Here is an 18,783-nt window from a genome sequence, read left to right on the forward strand (position 1 = left end):
ATTGAATTAAACATGAAAAAATTAAAATATATAGCGTTGATACTGGCGGCAACATCATTTACTGCCTGCCGTAAGCAACTGGAAGAAAAGCCCTACGGTTTCTTATCCACAGGCAACTTTTATAAGACCGAGGCAGACGCAAATTCGGCATTGATCTACGCCTATTCCATACTGCCCGATCTGGACTACTACTCGCGTAATTTTATCACCCTTACCGAAGCGCCTACCGAGGATATCGAGATTGCCGCGGGTAAAAGCGCCGATAACGTTCTGCTTGATAAATTGGCCGCAACGCCGGTTAATGCCACACTTAGGCCGGGCTTTCAGTTGCCTTATGTTGGTGCCAACCGCGCCAACCTGGTAATTGCCTATGTGCCTAAAATAACAGCGATGAGCGAGGCTGCCCGTAACGAGGTAGTAGGTGAGGCTTACACGCTGCGCGCACTTCATTACTTTAACCTTGTAAGATTATTTGGCGCCGTGCCTATGCACCTGGAGCCGGTGGACGACCCAAGTAAAACCAACTTGCCAAAATCATCCATGAAGGATATTTACGACCAGGTGATATCTGACCTGACCACAGCCGCGGGTATGATGGACCAGGTACGCCGCCTGGGCCGTGTTAACCAGGTAGGGGCATGGGGCCTGCTTTCAAAAGTGTATTTAACACTGGCATCGGGCAAAGACAGTGGTTCGCCGGGGTACGATTTTGTGACCAATGCCGATGAGATGTATGCCAAGGCAAAAGAGTATGCGGGCATGGTGGTAAATAACCAAACCGTGTACGGCTTGTCGCCAAACCTGGTTGATATCTATGATGTAAATAAAAAGGATGGCCCCGAGCACCTTTGGGATGCATCTGCCGACCGCACAGGTACCAACGAAGGTTTGTATTCAAAGTTGCCAAAAATGTTTATGCCCAACCTTAATTTTAAGCTGCCAAACGGTGTTTTTGTTCCCGGCGGGTTTAACGAGTTCCTGACCGAATCCGCGCTCTACAACAGCTTTGATAACAACGATAAAAGGAAGAACGAACTCATTATATCAACCATTTATGATGTTGGCAGCGGTAACTCGGGCACAGGGCCAACGCAAAACCTAAGCATTACTGATGCCTACACAAGGCCGTTCAGCAATAAGTTTAATGATAGCGGCTGGAAGGCCGGCGACCAAACCAGCTGCAATACGCCTATCCTGCGCTATTCGGATGTGCTGCTGGTTTATGCCGAAGCATGCGGGCCAACTGCCGAAGGTTATGCCGCCGTAAAAGCGATAAGGAACCGTGCCGGCCTTGGCGATCTGCCCCCTGCTTTAAGCGTTGAGCAGTTCAGGGATGCTGTTTTGCAGGAACGTTCGTGGGAGCTTTGCTTTGAAGGCCAGCGTTTGTTTGACCTGCGCCGTACGCATAACATCGAGAAGATACTGGTGGATAAATATGGCAAAACCGTAACCGGCGACCCGTATTTCTTCCCCATCCCGCAATCTGAGGTAGACAGGAACCCTAACCTTAATAAATAACTAAAAGCTACAATCATTATGAAACGTATAAATTATATATTCATCATAGCCATTATTTTACTGGGGGCTTGTAAAAAGGACCCATCAGAAGGCATCCAGAGCCACGAGCGCGCCATAGAGGCCGTAACACTTGGCGAAGGCTTGGTACAGGTTGGTCCGGCCGTGGTCGACCGCGCGAACTCAAAAGTTACCGTGCGCGTTTTAATGCAGAACGGTACAACATTCGAGAACGTTAAGGCCAATATCCAAACATCTTATAAATCATCGGTCGCGCCTGAATCGGGTAGCCCGATAGACTTTGCCGCACACGATAACCAGGCAACTTACACCGTAACCGCCGAAACCGGCGAAAAACGCGACTGGACGGTAGAGCTTGTGCCGTTTACCGAGCCGTTGCTGGGCACGTTTAACGTGCAAAGCCTGGTGGTTTACGGCGGTACCGGCCCCGAGTATGGCGGAGGCGGCGTTGTTAAAATGACCGATAAGCCATGGGCATGGCCCGCGGTGGGCGGCCCCGAAGCCGAACAGGACAACACCCTCACTTTTGTTTATACAGGCGTAACCGCCGATGGTAATACTACAGGTACGGTTACTAATAACGCCGGCGCGGATGGTAAATACGCCGACTTTAAATACATTTTAAACCCGCCAACGGATGTAAATAATTTCTATCGTACCATACCAAAAGGCGAGGGTACCTGGATACACGATTATAACGCTAATAAGGTGATTTTTAAATCTGCCGACGGCACAACCACAACCGCCACCTTTGTATCTCCGGGTACTACCACCGATCTGGGTAACGGCAAATCCAGAACGGTAACCGATAACTCGTTTATGTTTACCCTGAACGGTACCGACGACTGGAATAACATTTACTCGGATTACGACAAGTTTGTAAAACACCCGCGCGTGTACTGGATAGATGTAAAAAAGCAATAAATGCCCGCACGGCGGCGTGCCCCTGCGCCGCCGTGGCATTTTTTGCACGATAATAAATTATAAAACTGTGTTTCTGAAAAAGATTAAAGTGTTGATACTATTAATAACAGACCTTATGAAAAAAAGATATTTTCCGTTGGTGTGCCTGGTTGCTGTTGTTGTCTTATTTTCGATAATAAGGTGCGGTAAGGATGGCGGAAACAATATTACCCCCGTAAAAAACGACCCGCCTGCTGTAGTGGTAGACCCGCCCGTTGTACCAAATACGCCGTTTAAATCGCTTAAGTATTTATATAGTATAACAGGCACTAAAACGCTGTCGGGTATCCATAACCGCGAGCCAAACACTACCCCAAAGGTTTGGACGGATAAGGCCTATAATGTAACCGGTAAGTATCCGGCGCTATGGAGCGGCGATTTCCTGTTCCAGGAAGATAACATTAACAACCGCCAGGTAATGATAAACGAAGCCGAGGCCCAGTTTAAAAAGGGAGCTATCGTCAACATTATGTGGCACTCGTGTAACCCGGCATTGGCCGAGCCCTGCGGCTTTGACGCCAGCGGTGTTAAAAGCAAGCTAACCGATGCGCAATGGGCCGACCTGTTAACCGATGGTACCGCCATTAACACCCAATGGAAAAACCTGGTTGACGAGGTGTGCGTTTACCTGCAGCAGTTAAAAGATAAAAATGTAGAGGTGCTATGGCGCCCTTATCACGAAATGAACCAGGGCGCGTTTTGGTGGGGCGGAAGGCCCGGCCCTAACGGTACCCGCAAACTTTACCAGCAACTGCACAATTACATGACCAATACCAAAGGCCTTACCAACCTGGTATGGGTTTGGGATATGCAGGATTTTGGCACACTTGAAAGCGACATGAACTCCTACAACCCCGGCGCGGATTATTGGGATATAGCTGCCCTTGATTTTTACGACGGCAGTGGCTACACCGCAGCCAAATACAATATTATGGTAGCCGCGGCAAAAGGGAAGCCCATTGCTATAGGCGAGTGTGATAAATTGCCCACCGCCGCGCAGTTATCGGCGCAGCCTAAATGGACATTTTTTATGAGCTGGTCCGAGCTTACCTTCTCGGCCAATACCGATGCGCAGGTAAAGGCTTTATACACATCGCCAAATGTGGTAAACCTTGATAAAATGCCGGGTTGGTAAACTATCTTTATACATAAATGAAAAACTTCTACAGAGTAATTGGTGTACTGGTTGTAGTATCGCTGTTGCGCGCGGGCATTGCCTGCGCGCAAACCGGCGGTATCAGCTATAGCCTGACAAACAAAAAAATAGGCGAATATGAAAAAGCGGAGTGGGATATAAAACTATCCGTTCCCTTCACAAACCCATACGATCAGCGCGAGATCAGCCTGGATATGGTGCTTACCAGTCCATCGGGCAAGCCGCTTGTATTGCCCTGTTATTTTGATAAGGGCGATAGCAATTCATCTGCCTGGAAAGCAAGGTTTTCAGCCCAGGAGACCGGGGTATACAGCTATTATTTTGTGCTGAATACCAAAGGTAAAATCACCGAAAGCGCAAAGGGAAAATTCAATGTGCTGCCATCGGGCAAGCCCGGCTTTTTGCATAAGAACAACCTGTGGACGTTTAAATTTGATAACGGACAGCTTTTCCGCGGGATAGGCGAGAATGTGGGCTGGGAATCGCGCTCGTTCGAAAAGGCAAAGTTTACCTACGACCACCTGCTGCCAACGCTGTCGCAAAACGGCGCTAATTTTTTCCGCACCTGGATGTGCTACTGGAACCTGCCGCTGGAATGGAAAAAGGTGCATGCTACTAAGCGATACAACAGCACCAATGAATACTTTAACCCCGGCGCCATTAAGCGCATGGACGAATTGGTGAGCATGACCGATTCCCTTGGCTTGTACTTTATGCTCACGCTCGACTGGCATGGCCACCTGATGGAAGAGGGCGGCTGGAAGGATAGTCCTTACAACCAGGTAAACGGCGGCCCTGCTAAAACGCCTACAGAATTTTTTAGCCTGACATCTGCGAAGCAAAAATATAAAAACAAGTTGCGCTACGTAATTGCCCGTTGGGGATACAGCACCAATATCGCGGCCATCGAATTTTTTAACGAGGTGGATAACGCGGCCTTTACCAAAGAAGACAGCATCCTGATCCCGCATCATTTAATAACCCAATGGCACGATGATATGGGCCGGTATTTGAAAGGCATGGACCCATATAATCACCTGGTGACCACCAGCGTATCGCACCGTGATATAGCAGGAATGAACTCGCTGGCCTACCTTGATTTTAACCAGAAACACATCTACAAGCACACCGAAAAGATCCCGGCCATTTACCCGGACTATATCGAAAATTACCGCAAGCCTTACGTTGTGGGCGAGTTTGGTTTTAGGTGGGAAGATGATGACCCCAAGTATGCCAAAGAAGCTAATTTTGATTTTAAGCGGGGCTTATGGTATGGTATGTTTAGCCCCACGCCAATACTCCCTATGAGCTGGTGGTGGGAATTGTTCGACGACCAGAAAATGGCACCTTACTTTAAAGGGGTAAGGCAGGTTAGCGATATGATGCTGATAGCCGGTAATGGTAAATTTGTACCGGTGGATGTTGCTGCCGGCAGGCTGCATGCACAGGCTGTGCAATGCGGTAAACAGTACTTTGTTTACCTGCTTAACACTACCGGTGAGGACCTTACGCAGGAAGTTTCAATTGCATACGCCAATAGAGCTAAGCCGGTAATAAAGATATTTTATCCATCTACCTTAAAAATAACACAAACCGCTCAATTTAAATTGGTTAATGGTCAGCTAAATATTACGGACATTAAACTAAACGCCGGGCAGGAGGTGGTGCTCATTATATCGCCTGATTAATTGCTTAACTTCTTATAGTGTGTGATTAGTACACATTAAAATTGTGTAAAAATATTGTTTCAGATTAACTGGTGGCACTTTATGATTAGTTAAACATTATTAAATGTTAAAATAGTATTACTCTTATGCTGTCTTAATTTTTAAGTTTGTTTTACCGGTTATAAACACATCTTAAGTTTTTTAATATCAAAATTACTGCTGTAAAAAGCGGGCTGTGTTTATATCTGCTTATGCTTTTGTATATGAGATATTTATACGCCTTTGTTACCTGTATTGGCTTATTATTTTGGTTTGATGATTGCCGTGCGCAATACAGTTACCAGCAGATAGATAATAGCTCCGGATTGTCAAACAGCTGCATCAACACCATCTACCAGGACTCCGACAATATCATTTGGTTCGGCAGCTGGGACGGCTTGAATTTTTATGACGGAAACAACATCCACGTATTTAATTACGAGAAAGCGAATAACAAAAACGCCATTGCCAGCAACGTTATTTACCAGATAACCGGCGATACCAAACGCAATATTTGGATAGGCACGGTTGAGGGCCTGTCTAAATTCAATAAAAATACAGGCGATTTTACCAACTACTTTTATAACCCAAAAAAGGTAAACTCAAACGGGTACACCGTAGCCGTTGATAACAAGGGACAGGTTTACGCGGCCCGAAAAAACAGCTCCGAGCTATCCATATATAATACCCAAACCGATAGTTTTAATAAAGTAAACATAAAAGGCCTGAGCAACTTTATGCTGCTGCGGATATTGTTTGACGAGCAGGGCACCCTTTGGCTGCTGAAGGATAATGGCATATTGGAAGCATTCCGGAAAACGCCTGCGGGGTTCGAGTCGGTTAAGCAGTTTACCTCGGTGCAGGATGTTGATAATGTTTTTATGGCCAACCACCAGGTTTTTTATACCACTAAAGGTGGTGTGCTGGTTGGTATTACCAAACAATACGCAAAGCAAAGCCTGCTTAAGCTGCCGCATGAGGTACGCTCTATGAGTTTTTTTAAGCAGCACTACGTTTTTGCATGGGCATCAAAAGGTATTGGCGAATACGACGAGCAGTTTAAACCCGTAAGCACCATAGCCGCGCAGATCCCGGTTTTGCAGAACGTAAGGGTAACCTCGCTTATGAACGATGCCACCAACCTGCTATGGTTTGGCACGGATGGTAACGGCGTTTTAAAGGTGGCCAAAAAGGAGAACTACTTTGGTATTGTGCAAAAGCAGCCAAACGGGCAATCGTTCCATATCCCCGTTAGGGCATTTGCCGAGATCAATAACGAACTATGGATAGGTACCAAAGGCAACGGTATCATCACCATAAAAAACTGGGGCAGCAAAAATGTGGCGTTCTCGGCCATTAAATCGTTTCACACCAACGTCGATCTGCTGGATAACTGTGTTTACACCATCGAAAAAGGAAACGATGGACTTGCCTACATCGGCTCGGATGCCGCGGGCGTTACCCTTTACGACCTGAAAACCAAATCTTTTACCAAATGGGAGGATATCAGCAACAGCGGCGCTTACCCGGCTTTTGGTTCGGTGCATTGTATCTTGTCGGATAAGGATGGCTCGGTTTGGCTAGGCTTGAACGAGAGCGGCCTGGTGCACCTAAAACTGGAACGGGATAACGGTAAAATCAGGATAAAATACCTTACCAAATATCAGTACACAGGCGATGCCAAAGGGCCGGGCAACGATGTAATATATACCCTTGCACAGGGCAGCAGCGATAATTTATGGATAGGCTGCCGGTATGGCGGCTTAAGCGTTTTCAATAAAACAACGCAAAAGTTTCGCACCATGAAGGCCAGTAGCTACGAGGGCAGCCTGTCAAACAACGATGTGCTGTCGATTTATGTAGATAACAGCAGGCGTTTATGGGTGGGCACCAGCTTTGGGCTAAACTGGGTAAACGAGGCCGAAGCGGTAAAAAATGCAAAACCCGTGTTTAAAAAACTGCATATAGATAATGGCCTGCCCAACAATACCATCCATGCCATAAGCGAGGATAACGCCAACAACATTTGGATAAGCACCAATAAGGGCCTGGCCAAGATCAACCCGACAAACCTTAAGATCGTGCATTATAAAGAATCGGACGGCTTACAGAGCGACGAGTTTAGCGATAATGCTGTTTGGAAGGATAAAGCAGGCATGCTGTTTTTTGGCGGTATTTACGGTTTCAACTACTTCTTCCCGCAAAATATCCACGTAAGTAACGAGCAGCCGCATTTGCTGATCTCGGACATGCAGTTTGCCGGAAAGAACGCGCCCGAGCGCGGGCTAAAGGTGCTAACCCGTAACGGCTCGGTTATTAACCAGCATTATGTGTTAAAGCCGCAGGATAACTATTTTGAGCTGAACCTGCAGCCTATTACCTATATAAATTCGCAAAAATGCCAGTACGCCTATTTTTTAGAAGGCTCGGATAAGGGCTGGCACTTTATAGGTAAGCACGAAAAGATCATTTACAACAACCTGCCGCCGGGGGATTATACGCTGAAGATAAAATGGTCGAACGGGGAGGGGGCGTGGACGCCGGGTGTTACCGCCTTTACCGTAACCGTTAAGCAATACTGGTGGTTGTCGCCTTTGGCGTTTTTGGGTTACGCGGTGGTTTTATTCGGGGCGGGTTTCCTGCTGGTACGCTACCGCAGAAACAAATTCCTGATGGAGCATGAGTTGAAAATGGAACACATGCTGCGCGAAAAGGACGAGAACCTGCACCAGGAGCAGATAAACTTTTTCACCAATATAGCGCACGAGTTGCAAACCCCGTTAACCCTCATCCTGGGTTCGCTGGAGCGTTACCTGTTTAAAACAAAACGCGTAGAAGAGCCAAAGCAGGGCAAGCAGTTCCTGTCCATAGTAAGCCAGGAGGCATCAAGGCTGCATTACCTGGTGCACCAGCTTTTGGAATTCAGGAAGGCGGAATCGGGGCAGCTGAAAAATCATTACAGCCATTTTAACGTGTCGGACCTGTTAAGCAACCGCGCAGGTTTATTCAATGTACTGGTGGATCAGAAGGAACTTGATTTCTCTATCCATATCGAACCAGGCATCAGTATGTGGATGGATAAGGATAAGCTGGAAAAGATCATTTTTAACCTGCTATCAAACGCATTTAAACATTGTGTAGCTAAGCAGTACATCATATTTTCGGTAGATGCCTGCAAAAACACCAACCGGTTAAAAATTGTGGTGGCCAACTCGGGCTGCAACCTCACCGAAGGCGAAGTGGGGCAGTTGTTTGATAAGTTTTTTGTGGTAGATGGCAGCCAGCAAAACAAGATCAGCTCGGGCATTGGGCTGGCCTTTACCCGCCAGATAGTGCAGCTATTAGGCGGCGAAATTACCGTAAGCTGCGAAAATAACTGGATAGCTTTTAAAGCATTGCTGCCGCTTAATTATATCCCGGCCAAACATGAGCAGATAACCGATAGTGATAAAACGGATAATGCATCGTACATATTCAATTCGTTAACTACCGGGCCAAAAACCATCGACCCAAGCACCGTGGCTGATAATAATAAAAAATCGCTGGTGAAAAGCTTTGAACAGGAGGAGAAGAAGGCCATCCTGATCGTAGATGATGAGCAGCTGATACGCTACCTGCTGAAAGATATTTTAGGAGATAGTTATATTATTTACGAGGCTTCAACTGGTAAGCAGGCGCTTGAAGTTATCCACCGCGCCATGCCCGACCTGATCATCAGCGATGTGATGATGCCGGATATGAACGGCCTGCAGCTTTGCGATCTGATCAAAAACACATCCGAAACCTGCCACATCCCTTTTGTGCTGCTATCTGCCCGTACCACCACCGAGCATATGACAGAGGGCTACAGTTGCGGTGCCGATGCCTACATCCCCAAACCATTTCAAACCGAACATTTATTGGTGAGGGTGCAAAAACTGCTGGAATACCGCGATAAGCTGCACCAGTTATTCAACTCGGGCAATGTGGCAGCCCATCTGGATAGCAGGGATGTATGTGATAGTGACAAAAAGTTCATCGAAAAAGTAACCCGGGTTATTGAGGAAAATATTGATGAAGAACTCGACGGCGCATTCCTGGAGAATGCCTTAAACCTGAGCAAGATCCAACTGTACCGCAAAATAAAAACCCTGTCGGATATGACCCCGACCGAACTGATCCGCAACATCAGGATCCAAAAGGCATCGGCACTGCTCACCGGCTCTGACCTAACCGTATCCGAGATCTTTTACCGCACGGGGTTCAATAACAAAACCTACTTTTTCAGGGAATTTAAAAAGATCTTTAACTGCTCGCCAAACGAGTACAGGGCAAAAAACAGGCTGCCGAGTTTGAAATAAATCTATAGTTCTGCCTACTCTTTCACACCCCATACCCTAAAGATCCGCGGGAGGCTGATGATAGTTTGAGGGTCATTGGTGAATGCTTCCAGTTCGGCGAGAATATTGTTTACGGTTTGCGTATCTGCAAGGCCCTCGGTTACTATAGCATCCTTTACTAAAGTTGAAAACTTTGACCAGTTGGCGCGAAAAAATTAACTGTTTTTAATATTATTATAATATTAAAAAGTATTATATTAGTATTGACTTACCTTATTGCAATGTATAATCTATTAAAGCTCCCAATTATATTGGGTACCTTGCTCACGCTGATTTTGGGCTATGTGACCCTTGATGTCTTTAAATTGGAAAAGACTTTTGCTAACAGTTTAATGATTTGGGTGGTGTCTATAGGAATCATATTTTTATTAAATATTATTACAATAGCAAAGCAAAAAGTAAAAAAACATGGGGAAAAATTTGGCGCAAAGCTTTTTGAATCAAAATCTGCTAAAAACGATATAAATTCTATTGAACCTGCCGAAGTTTTAGAAAAGCCAACCTTTTTTCAAGAAGCTTCTGAACTAACCTTTATTGGTGAATACGTAGCGACACTTTTTGCAGCTGTGTCATTACTTGCAGTGGCACTTATCTTTAATTCATCAGATAATAATAAGGCTATCGAAAAATGGGAAGTAATTTTGATTGCTATTTTAACTTTTTTCTGGTTGAAATATTTAGAGTCCTCAGGGCGTGTAAAACTATGTACACCATACCTCCCGATACCACTTAAATGGTTAGTATTCCCTGGTGGAATCTGGATACTCTTTACATATTAAAAGCTAATAAAAATGAAAACCAGGCTCATTGTTTTTATTGTTGGGGTCTTTAGCATCGTTAATAGATGTGAAAATATTTCAATCAGATCGAAAGCATTTTAAGGATCTGTTTTTTTTTGTAGAAAAAGGCTTAACGTGTTTTGGGTTAAGTTGGAAACTTCGATCAACCGGAGTGTATTTAAGTTATTAAACTTAATTTTTATTAAACTTTATTTTCATGACAACAAAAAAGGAAGCGCTTGAGAATCAGCAATTACAAAATGAAATTCTTATAGGTAAAAAGCTTGGAATTGAAACTCATTGGATAAATGAGTCAGAAAAGCAAAAGTTAACTAATGAAATTTTAACGACAAAAAAGTTAAAACAAGAAACCCATTGGTTAAAAAGTGCTTTGCTGCCGGCTATTCAAATCCTAGCCGCACTACTATTAGCCATAGTTACTTATGTCATTGGCACGAACACTAATGTATTAAAATCTCAAAGCACAAAGATAGAAATCGACAAAGAAAGAAACGAAATCGAAACAATTTTAAACACAAATTCTAAAATCTTGCAGTCCATGCAACTTACAAGAATAAATGACACGCTTTCTGCAACACGGAAAGATCTGGAAAACAAAAAGTCGAGTCTTTGGTCGCAAATAGGGCAACTAAACAATGTCAATCAACAACTGAATTTAAAAATTATTAGAAGCAAAGATGTTAATAAGATGCTTTTGGCCAACGCAGCAAAACTTCACACAGGTTTGTTTGATGCTCAAAAAAAATTAGATTCCACTAATGAGGCCATTACATTTAAAGAAGCGGAATACAATCTTTTATCGATTAAAAAGTCCGCTTGGGCAAATAACCCGAGTGTAAAGTATTTGATTAACGAAATTGCCAATAATCCCAAAATAGCTAAAAGAATAGTCGATAGCCTAGTTCAGTATAAACGGTTATCCGTGCCTAATTTACTTGGCGTATGTGATTTTGTTTTATTTTTCAGCACTGGTGATGAAAAAGTAATTGCTGACATCCAGAAGCAAATGATGGATAATTTTGATATTAGTAATAAAGGATTTTTTTTTATTCTGATATTTTAATGAATCCGGCCTGGTCAAATGATCAACGATACATTTTTTTACAAACTTATCTAAGAATCTTAAAGAAAGAGACAAATAAGGAAAAGCAATTTTTTATATTAAATGAAATTGCTCAATTCCAAGCTTTTTATCAGGTGAGCTTAGCAAAAACCGATTTCAATAATTTCATCTTTTACATTCAAAAATGTAAGGTGCTTTCCGAAAACGATTTGTATGAATCAGACAGAAGCATTGAATTGAACAAAAGACTAGTAAATTGTATTGCTATAGTTTGTCCGCAAATATTTGTGGCCAATTACTTAAATAATTTAGAAAAAGCTAGGCCTATGGTTAATGGAATACTAGATTCTACTAATATTAAAAAAATTAATATTAATTATCTTTATCCATTTGAGTTTCTTTCTGATAAAACTAAAGAAAGAATAGATACAATATTTAATACCATAGATTTCAATGAAAAATTACAAGGAAAAAAACTTTATGATGAGATTAAAAATCATAAGCGAGTAATAAATTATTGGCTTAGAGTATATAACGGAATGCCTTTTAATACAGAGGAAGTGAAACGCAAAGTGCTGAATAATGAAATGTAGTTAAAGCCCAACGACACTACCGCATTTGTCCCCACTTGTCCCTAAATCCCCCCAACTAAGCCCGCTTCTATCAGCGGCTTGGAGGGAAAGCGGGGCTACAGTAAAATAGTACTTCTGCCATTGCTTTTCTAAAACACACCCGCACACAGCAGGTAACAGTTTACCCGCCTGTAAAAATTATTATTGCTCTTAGTTGTAAACCAATTTTATCTTTATAGTTATACAGGGTCGGGTCGCGTGCTTATATGTATCCGCGTTGCCGTTGCTGTAAACTAAATTACTATACTATGCATCCTACAATAAAAAGCAGGTATCCGGTAAAAGCGCTTGTTGTTTTTGTGGCCATGGCCATGTTTGCGCCGGGTGCCTTTGCGCAGTTGCCGGTGTTTAACAAAAACCAGCAGGTACGCACCGAGGCTACCACCCGCAGGCTAATAACCCCGGTAAGGTTAATGTGGCAAAAAGGTAACGTGGTAAATGCCGCCGGCCTGCTTAAAAAGGGTAACGGGCAGGCAGAGATCGCCGATAAAACCTTGTGTACCCTCACCAATAAAGATACCTCGCACGCGGCCATCCTGCTCGATTTTGGGAAGGAAATGCATGGCGGCCTGCAGTTGGTAACGGGTATGTATAAGGGCGGCAAGCCGGTAAAGGTAAGGCTGCGCTTCGGCGAGTCGGCGGCGGAGGCCATGTCTGATATTGATACCCTAAAAAATGCCACTAACGACCATGCCATGCGCGATTACGTGCTGCATTTGCCCTGGCTGGGCAAGTTGGAGGCGGGTAACACCGGGTTCCGTTTTGTGCGGATTGATCTGCTGGACGATAACACCGAACTGAAATTAAAAGAACTGAGCGCCATTATGGTTTACCGGGATATACCGTACCTGGGTTCGTTCCACAGCAGCGATACTTTGCTCAATAAGATCTGGATGACGGGCGCGTACACCGTGCACCTGAACATACAGGACCACCTGTGGGATGGCATCAAACGCGACAGGCTGGTGTGGATAGGGGATATGCATCCCGAAACATCGACCATTGCCGCCGTTTTTGGCTATAACGATGTGGTACCCAAAAGCCTTGACCTTGCCCGCGATATTACCCCCCTGCCGGGATATATGAACGGCATCGTATCGTACTCGATGTGGTGGGTGCTTATCCAGCGCGACTGGTATATGCACACCGGCGATATCAAATATCTGCGGCAGCAAAAAACCTACCTTGCCAAACTGCTTGATCATTACATCAAAAATATCGACGCCGCCAACAGCGAACAATTTAACGATGGCTGGCGCTTTTTAGACTGGCCATCCAGCAAGGACCCCAAGGCTATACACGCAGGCCTGCAAGCCATGCTGGTGATGACGCTTGACGCCGGGGCCGACCTTAGCAAGGCACTGAACGATGCCGCTACGGCCAAACGCTGCACCGATGCCATTGCCCGTTTAAAAAAGAACGTGCCGGATGCGGGCCAATCAAAACAAGCCGCCGCTTTGCTGGCCTTATCGGGCCTGGTGCCCGCGCGGCAGGCCAACCAGGTTATTTCGGCAAACGGGGTGCATAACTACTCTACCTTTTTTGGCTACTACATGCTGCTGGCCAAGGCAAAGGCCGGCGATTACGAGGGCGGTATAAACGCTATCCGCAATTACTGGGGGCAAATGTTACAGTTAGGCGCCACCACCTTTTGGGAGGATTTTAATGTAGACTGGATTCCTAACGCAGCCCGTATTGATGAACTGGTGCCCGCCGGTAAAACCGACCTGCACGCCAAATACGGCGATTATAGCTACAAGGGTTACCGCAACAGCCTGGCGCATGGCTGGGCATCGGGCCCAACGCCCTGGTTAACCGAGTTTGTGCTTGGGGTAAAGGTAATGGCGCCGGGATGCAGGGTTATAAAAATTACGCCCCACCTTGGCGATCTGAGTTTTGCCGAAGGCACGTTCCCTACGCCGTATGGCATGGTTAAAATAAAACATACCAGGCTGGCCGGCGGCAAAATAAAAACCATAGTGAGCGGCCCAAAGCAGGTAAAAATTATCCGGTAGGTTAATTAATCGATTTAGCAGTAACTTAAGTTGATAATTAGGGTTGTAATGTATAATTTTACGCCCCATGTTTTATAGATGTATTTTTGCGGCCGGGTTAGGTTGGATGTTACCAACTTTAGTTAATCAATGAAGAACTTTCTTAAAATATTAACTATAGACGAGTATTCGCTGACGCCCTATTACCGGCAGCTATGCAATTCTATTTTACAGGGTATCGATGAAAAGCTCATCAGCGAAAATGATACCCTGCCTTCTATCAACGATCTGAGCATAGCGCTGGATATATCGCGGAACATTGTTACAAAGGCTTATAGCACTTTAAAGAAAAGCGGGGTGGTAAACTCTGTGCCCGGCAAAGGTTATTTTATTGCCAACGTAAACCTGGACAGGCCGGTGAAGGTGCTGCTGCTTTTTAATAAGCTAAGCAGCCACAAAAAAACCATATACGATGCCTTTGCCGAAGAATTGGGCGATAAGGCCTCTATCGATTTTTACATCTACAACAGCAGTTTTAATTTTTTTAAAAAGATCCTGTCAGAGAAACAGGACAAATACGATAAGGTGGTGATCATCCCGCATTTTATTGATAAACGCGACAACGCCTGGGAGGTGATAAACCAGATCCCGAAAGATAAGCTGATATTACTGGGTAAATTGGTAGAAGGGGTCGACGGCGATTTTGGAGCGGTTTACGAAGATTTTGAGAACGATATTTTTAACGCCCTTGCGCAGCTGATAACCAAAATAAAACGCTACAATTCCTGCACCATCGTTTTCCCGAAAAACAGCTATTTCCCTACGGACATCCTGATCGGTTTCCTCAATTTTTGTAAGCAATACAACTGCGATTACGACATCGTGTCCGATCTGTCTAAAGAAAAAATACTAAAAGACAGCCTTTACATTACCCTAACCGAAGACGACCTTATTGCGCTGATTAACCTGCTGCTGCATCAAAATTTAAAGCTGAACGAGGATGTGGGAATAATCTCCTATAACGAAACACCTTTAAAGAAATTTATCCTTAACGGCATCACAACCATATCAACCGATTTTGAATTTATGGGTAAGCATGCCGCACAGTTGGTGTTAAATAATAGTCGCGCCCGTATTAAAGTGCCTTTTAACAGCATTATCAGGGATTCGATATAATTTTAACTGTGCTGTATAAAAGCATACAGAGAGTAACAGTTTATTCAACCTAAAACTATATAATTGTTTTTGTTATAAACCAAGTACCCTTATAGTTATGCAGATATTTTTTGGAATTTTGTTCCACTTTATAGGTGGTTTTGCCTCCGGCAGTTTTTATATTCCGTATAAAAAAGTAAAAGGCTGGGCCTGGGAAAGCTTCTGGATCGTGGGTGGCCTGTTTTCATGGCTTATCGTCCCGCCGGTTGCAGCCTGGCTTACAATCCCCGGTTTTATCGACATTATCAAAGCTACCAATGGTAATATATTACTGCTCACCTACTTTTTTGGATTGCTATGGGGCATTGGCGGTTTAACCTACGGCTTAGGGGTACGTTATTTAGGGGTATCATTAGGCAGTACCATTATATTGGGGCTTTGCGCTGTATTTGGTTCTATTATTCCATCGGTATATTATAATTTTTACCCGCAGGATGGTAAAGATACCTTTAGTATGCTGCTGCACAGCCATTGGGGCCAGATGGTGCTGTTAGGCATAGTGATATGTGTTATCGGCATCATCATCTGCGGCAAAGCGGGCACCCTAAAGGAGCGCGACCTGGCCAAAAACCGCCAGGCCGAAGAAGAAAATAAAGACTATCGCTTTGGGTTAGGTATATTCGTGGCAATTATTTCAGGGGTACTCAGCGCCTGTTTTAATTTCGGGATTGAGGCCGGTAAAACCATGGCCGAAACCGCCAACGCCGCCTGGCAGGCTACCCATGCCGGGCAAGGGAATTTCCTGTTCCAGAACAATGTAACCTACATAGTAATACTTTGGGGCGGGCTTACCACCAATTTTGTTTGGTGCATGATACTGAACGCCCGCAATAAAACCTTTGGCGATTACACTAACGCGAAAAAACCACTATTAAAAAACTACCTGTTTTGCGCCCTTGCGGGTACAACATGGTTCCTGCAATTCTTTTTTTACGGTATGGGCGAAAGTAAGATGGGCAACGGTGCCAGCTCGTGGATCCTGCATATGGCGTTCATTATCCTGATAGCCAATACCTGGGGCCTGTTCCTTAAAGAGTGGAAAGGTGTTAGTAAAAAGGCGGTTTACACCGTAATAGCCGGCATAATAACCATTATCATATCAGTTTTGGTTGTCGGATATGGCAACTCCATTAAATAATATCAATAAGTATAATACATAAGCATGTCTATCAGTACAAAACAATTTAAGCACGTAAGTTATCTTTGGGACGATGAAAAAGCAGCTGCTTTGGCAGGCGATGAGGTCGCCCTGCTTATTTACCGGTCCAATCTTTTAGGTGCCGATCTTCGCCTAACCAATTACGGCGGCGGCAATACATCCTGCAAAACAAAAGCTAAAGACCCGCTAACCGGGCAGGAAGTAGAGGTAATGTGGATAAAGGGCTCGGGCGGCGATATAGGAACGTTAAAAAAGAGCGGCCTGGCAGCGCTATACGTCGATCGTTTACGCAGCCTTACAAACGTATACCGCGGTATAGAACACGAGGATGAAATGGTGGAGTTGTTTAACCACAGTATTTTCGACCTGGCATCAAAAGCGCCATCTATAGATACGCCCCTGCACGGGTTTTTGCCCTTTAAGCATATCGATCATTTACACCCCGACGCGGCTATTGCTATCGCGGCAGCAAAAGACGGCGAAAAAATAACCCAAGAATTATTTGGCGGCACTATTGGCTGGGTTGGCTGGCAGCGCCCCGGTTTCGATCTTGGTTTACAGCTTAAACAATGCCTTGACGAAAACCCCGGCATCCGTGGTATTATGTTAGGTTCGCATGGCTTATTTACCTGGGGCGATACCGCTTACGAAAGCTACATCAATACACTTGAGGTAATTGAGCAGTGTGCAGAATATCTTGAACAGAACTATGGCAAAAAGGGCCCGGTATTCAGCGGACAGAAAATTGAAAGCGCAACAGAAGAAAACCGCAAAAAGCAGGCGGTTGCTTTAGCGCCTATACTGCGTGGTTTTTGCTCATCGCAAACCAAAATGATAGGCCATTTTACTGATGATGCCCGTGTGCTGGAATACATCAACTCGAACGACCTGGAAAGATTGGCACCAATGGGTACCAGCTGCCCCGATCACTTTTTACGTACCAAGATCAGTCCGCTGGTTTTAACGCTTGGCGCCGGTGACGACTTGGGCGATACCGCTTCAATAAAAGAAAAATTAACGCCTGCATTTGAGGAGTACCGCAAAATGTACGGCGATTATTATAACACCTGTAAACACGCAAACAGCCCCGCCATACGCGATGCCAACCCAGTAGTTATCCTTTACCCTGGGGTAGGGATGTTCACTTTTGCTAAGGATAAACAAACTGCCCGTGTGGCGGCCGAGTTTTACCTTAATGCCATTAATGTGATGAAGGGGGCGGAAGCGATATCCGAATACACTTCGCTGCCACGACAGGAAGCGTTTGATATTGAATATTGGTTGCTGGAAGAAGCCAAGCTGCAGCGCATGCCAAAGCCTAAAGCCTTATCGGGGCGCGTAGCGCTGGTAACAGGCAGTGCCGGGGGCATTGGTAAAGCCATAGCCAAAAAATTTATTGAAGAAGGCGCTGTTGTGGTACTGAATGATATGAATGCCGAACGCCTTGCAGCTGCCGGCGACGAATTTAAAAGCCAGTACGGTAAAGATAGTGTTGCCACGGCAATACTTGATGTTACCAACCAGGACCAAATAGACCAGGCCTTTGCCGAAGCAGTGCTTGCCTTTGGAGGGGTTGACCTGATTGTAAACAATGCGGGCATATCCATCTCCAAAACCATTGGCGACCACGAGGAAAAAGATTGGGATTTGTTATACGATGTGCTGGTAAAGGGACAGTTTTTTGTTACGCAGGCCGCTGTCGCTATCATGAAAAAACAGGATAATGGCGGCGACATCATCAACATTGTAAGTAAAAATGCCCTGGTGAGCGGGCCAAATAATGCCGGTTATGGCAGCGCCAAAGCAGCCCAACTGCACCTAAGCCGTTTAAATGCAGCCGAACTTGGCGCGGATAAGATCCGTGTAAACGTGGTAAACCCGGATGCCGTGATAAGCGACAGCAATATTTGGGCTGGCGGCTGGGCCGAAGGGCGGGCCAAAGCCTATGGCGTTACGGTAGATGAACTACCGGCTTATTATGCCAAACGGACGTTACTGAACGAGGTTATTTTACCCATAGATATCGCTAACGCGTGCTTTGCCTTTGCCGGTGGATTATTGAGCAAATCAACCGGGAACGTTTTAAACGTTGACGGAGGCGTGGCAACCGCGTTTGTGAGATAAGTTGATTAAGTGTGCGGTCGGGTTGAACTCCGGCCGTTTTTTACCTTTTATGACGA

General features: G+C 45.0%; 12 protein-coding genes. All 12 read left to right on the forward strand.

The annotated features are described in order from the left end of the window. Nucleotides 1-12: 12 nt before the first annotated feature. The 12 genes from EWM62_RS09670 to EWM62_RS09725 all read left to right on the forward strand — a co-directional run bounded on the left by EWM62_RS09670 (nucleotide 13) and on the right by EWM62_RS09725 (nucleotide 18,727). Nucleotides 13-1,518, forward strand: a complete 1,506-nt coding sequence (locus tag EWM62_RS09670; RefSeq protein ID WP_129876444.1) for a RagB/SusD family nutrient uptake outer membrane protein — start codon at nucleotides 13-15, stop codon at nucleotides 1,516-1,518. 18 nt (nucleotides 1,519-1,536) lie between these two features. After that, nucleotides 1,537-2,460, forward strand: a complete 924-nt coding sequence (locus tag EWM62_RS09675) for a hypothetical protein (RefSeq protein WP_129876445.1) — start codon at nucleotides 1,537-1,539, stop codon at nucleotides 2,458-2,460. A gap of 115 nt (nucleotides 2,461-2,575) precedes the next feature. After that, nucleotides 2,576-3,634 carry a glycoside hydrolase family 26 protein gene (locus EWM62_RS09680; protein WP_129876446.1) on the forward strand — a complete coding sequence of 353 codons (1,059 nt, stop codon included), beginning with the start codon at nucleotides 2,576-2,578 and terminating at the stop codon, nucleotides 3,632-3,634. Between the two features lie 17 nt (nucleotides 3,635-3,651). Continuing rightward, complete coding sequence (locus tag EWM62_RS09685; protein ID WP_129876447.1) at nucleotides 3,652-5,343, forward strand: DUF5060 domain-containing protein; 1,692 nt, start codon at nucleotides 3,652-3,654, stop codon at nucleotides 5,341-5,343. A 242-nt stretch (nucleotides 5,344-5,585) separates the two neighbouring features. Continuing rightward, nucleotides 5,586-9,701 (forward strand): hybrid sensor histidine kinase/response regulator transcription factor, encoded by a 4,116-nt coding sequence (locus tag EWM62_RS09690; RefSeq protein ID WP_162499818.1) that lies wholly within the window; start codon nucleotides 5,586-5,588, stop codon nucleotides 9,699-9,701. A 260-nt stretch (nucleotides 9,702-9,961) separates the two neighbouring features. Then, nucleotides 9,962-10,519 (forward strand): hypothetical protein, encoded by a 558-nt coding sequence (locus tag EWM62_RS09695; protein WP_129876449.1) that lies wholly within the window; start codon nucleotides 9,962-9,964, stop codon nucleotides 10,517-10,519. 217 nt (nucleotides 10,520-10,736) lie between these two features. Further along, nucleotides 10,737-11,603 (forward strand): hypothetical protein, encoded by an 867-nt coding sequence (locus EWM62_RS09700; protein WP_129876450.1) that lies wholly within the window; start codon nucleotides 10,737-10,739, stop codon nucleotides 11,601-11,603. Then, a complete protein-coding gene (locus EWM62_RS09705; RefSeq protein ID WP_129876451.1) occupies nucleotides 11,603-12,196 on the forward strand; it encodes a hypothetical protein in 594 nt (197 codons plus the stop codon). The genes EWM62_RS09700 and EWM62_RS09705 overlap by 1 nt, the downstream gene beginning before the upstream one ends. A gap of 287 nt (nucleotides 12,197-12,483) precedes the next feature. After that, a complete protein-coding gene (locus EWM62_RS09710) occupies nucleotides 12,484-14,250 on the forward strand; it encodes an alpha-L-rhamnosidase-related protein (RefSeq protein ID WP_238989317.1) in 1,767 nt (588 codons plus the stop codon). 129 nt (nucleotides 14,251-14,379) lie between these two features. Next, nucleotides 14,380-15,405 (forward strand): GntR family transcriptional regulator, encoded by a 1,026-nt coding sequence (locus tag EWM62_RS09715; protein ID WP_129876452.1) that lies wholly within the window; start codon nucleotides 14,380-14,382, stop codon nucleotides 15,403-15,405. A 97-nt stretch (nucleotides 15,406-15,502) separates the two neighbouring features. Next, complete coding sequence (rhaT, locus tag EWM62_RS09720; protein WP_129876453.1) at nucleotides 15,503-16,582, forward strand: L-rhamnose/proton symporter RhaT; 1,080 nt, start codon at nucleotides 15,503-15,505, stop codon at nucleotides 16,580-16,582. Between the two features lie 24 nt (nucleotides 16,583-16,606). Beyond that, nucleotides 16,607-18,727 carry a bifunctional aldolase/short-chain dehydrogenase gene (locus EWM62_RS09725; protein WP_129876454.1) on the forward strand — a complete coding sequence of 707 codons (2,121 nt, stop codon included), beginning with the start codon at nucleotides 16,607-16,609 and terminating at the stop codon, nucleotides 18,725-18,727. Nucleotides 18,728-18,783: the final 56 nt, after the last annotated feature.

Source organism: Mucilaginibacter terrigena (assembly GCF_004168255.1).
Taxonomy (GTDB): domain Bacteria; phylum Bacteroidota; class Bacteroidia; order Sphingobacteriales; family Sphingobacteriaceae; genus Mucilaginibacter; species Mucilaginibacter terrigena.

Bases quoted from the DNA above. Each gene is read 5' to 3' on its own strand.
- EWM62_RS09670 (WP_129876444.1), top strand. From the start codon at position 13: ATGAAAAAATTAAAATATATAGCGTTGATACTGGCGGCAACATCATTT.
- EWM62_RS09675 (WP_129876445.1), top strand. From the start codon at position 1,537: ATGAAACGTATAAATTATATATTCATCATAGCCATTATTTTACTGGGG.
- EWM62_RS09680 (WP_129876446.1), top strand. From the start codon at position 2,576: ATGAAAAAAAGATATTTTCCGTTGGTGTGCCTGGTTGCTGTTGTTGTC.
- EWM62_RS09685 (WP_129876447.1), top strand. From the start codon at position 3,652: ATGAAAAACTTCTACAGAGTAATTGGTGTACTGGTTGTAGTATCGCTG.
- EWM62_RS09690 (WP_162499818.1), top strand. From the start codon at position 5,586: ATGAGATATTTATACGCCTTTGTTACCTGTATTGGCTTATTATTTTGG.
- EWM62_RS09695 (WP_129876449.1), top strand. From the start codon at position 9,962: ATGTATAATCTATTAAAGCTCCCAATTATATTGGGTACCTTGCTCACG.
- EWM62_RS09700 (WP_129876450.1), top strand. From the start codon at position 10,737: ATGACAACAAAAAAGGAAGCGCTTGAGAATCAGCAATTACAAAATGAA.
- EWM62_RS09705 (WP_129876451.1), top strand. From the start codon at position 11,603: ATGAATCCGGCCTGGTCAAATGATCAACGATACATTTTTTTACAAACT.
- EWM62_RS09710 (WP_238989317.1), top strand. From the start codon at position 12,484: ATGCATCCTACAATAAAAAGCAGGTATCCGGTAAAAGCGCTTGTTGTT.
- EWM62_RS09715 (WP_129876452.1), top strand. From the start codon at position 14,380: ATGAAGAACTTTCTTAAAATATTAACTATAGACGAGTATTCGCTGACG.
- rhaT (WP_129876453.1), top strand. From the start codon at position 15,503: ATGCAGATATTTTTTGGAATTTTGTTCCACTTTATAGGTGGTTTTGCC.
- EWM62_RS09725 (WP_129876454.1), top strand. From the start codon at position 16,607: ATGTCTATCAGTACAAAACAATTTAAGCACGTAAGTTATCTTTGGGAC.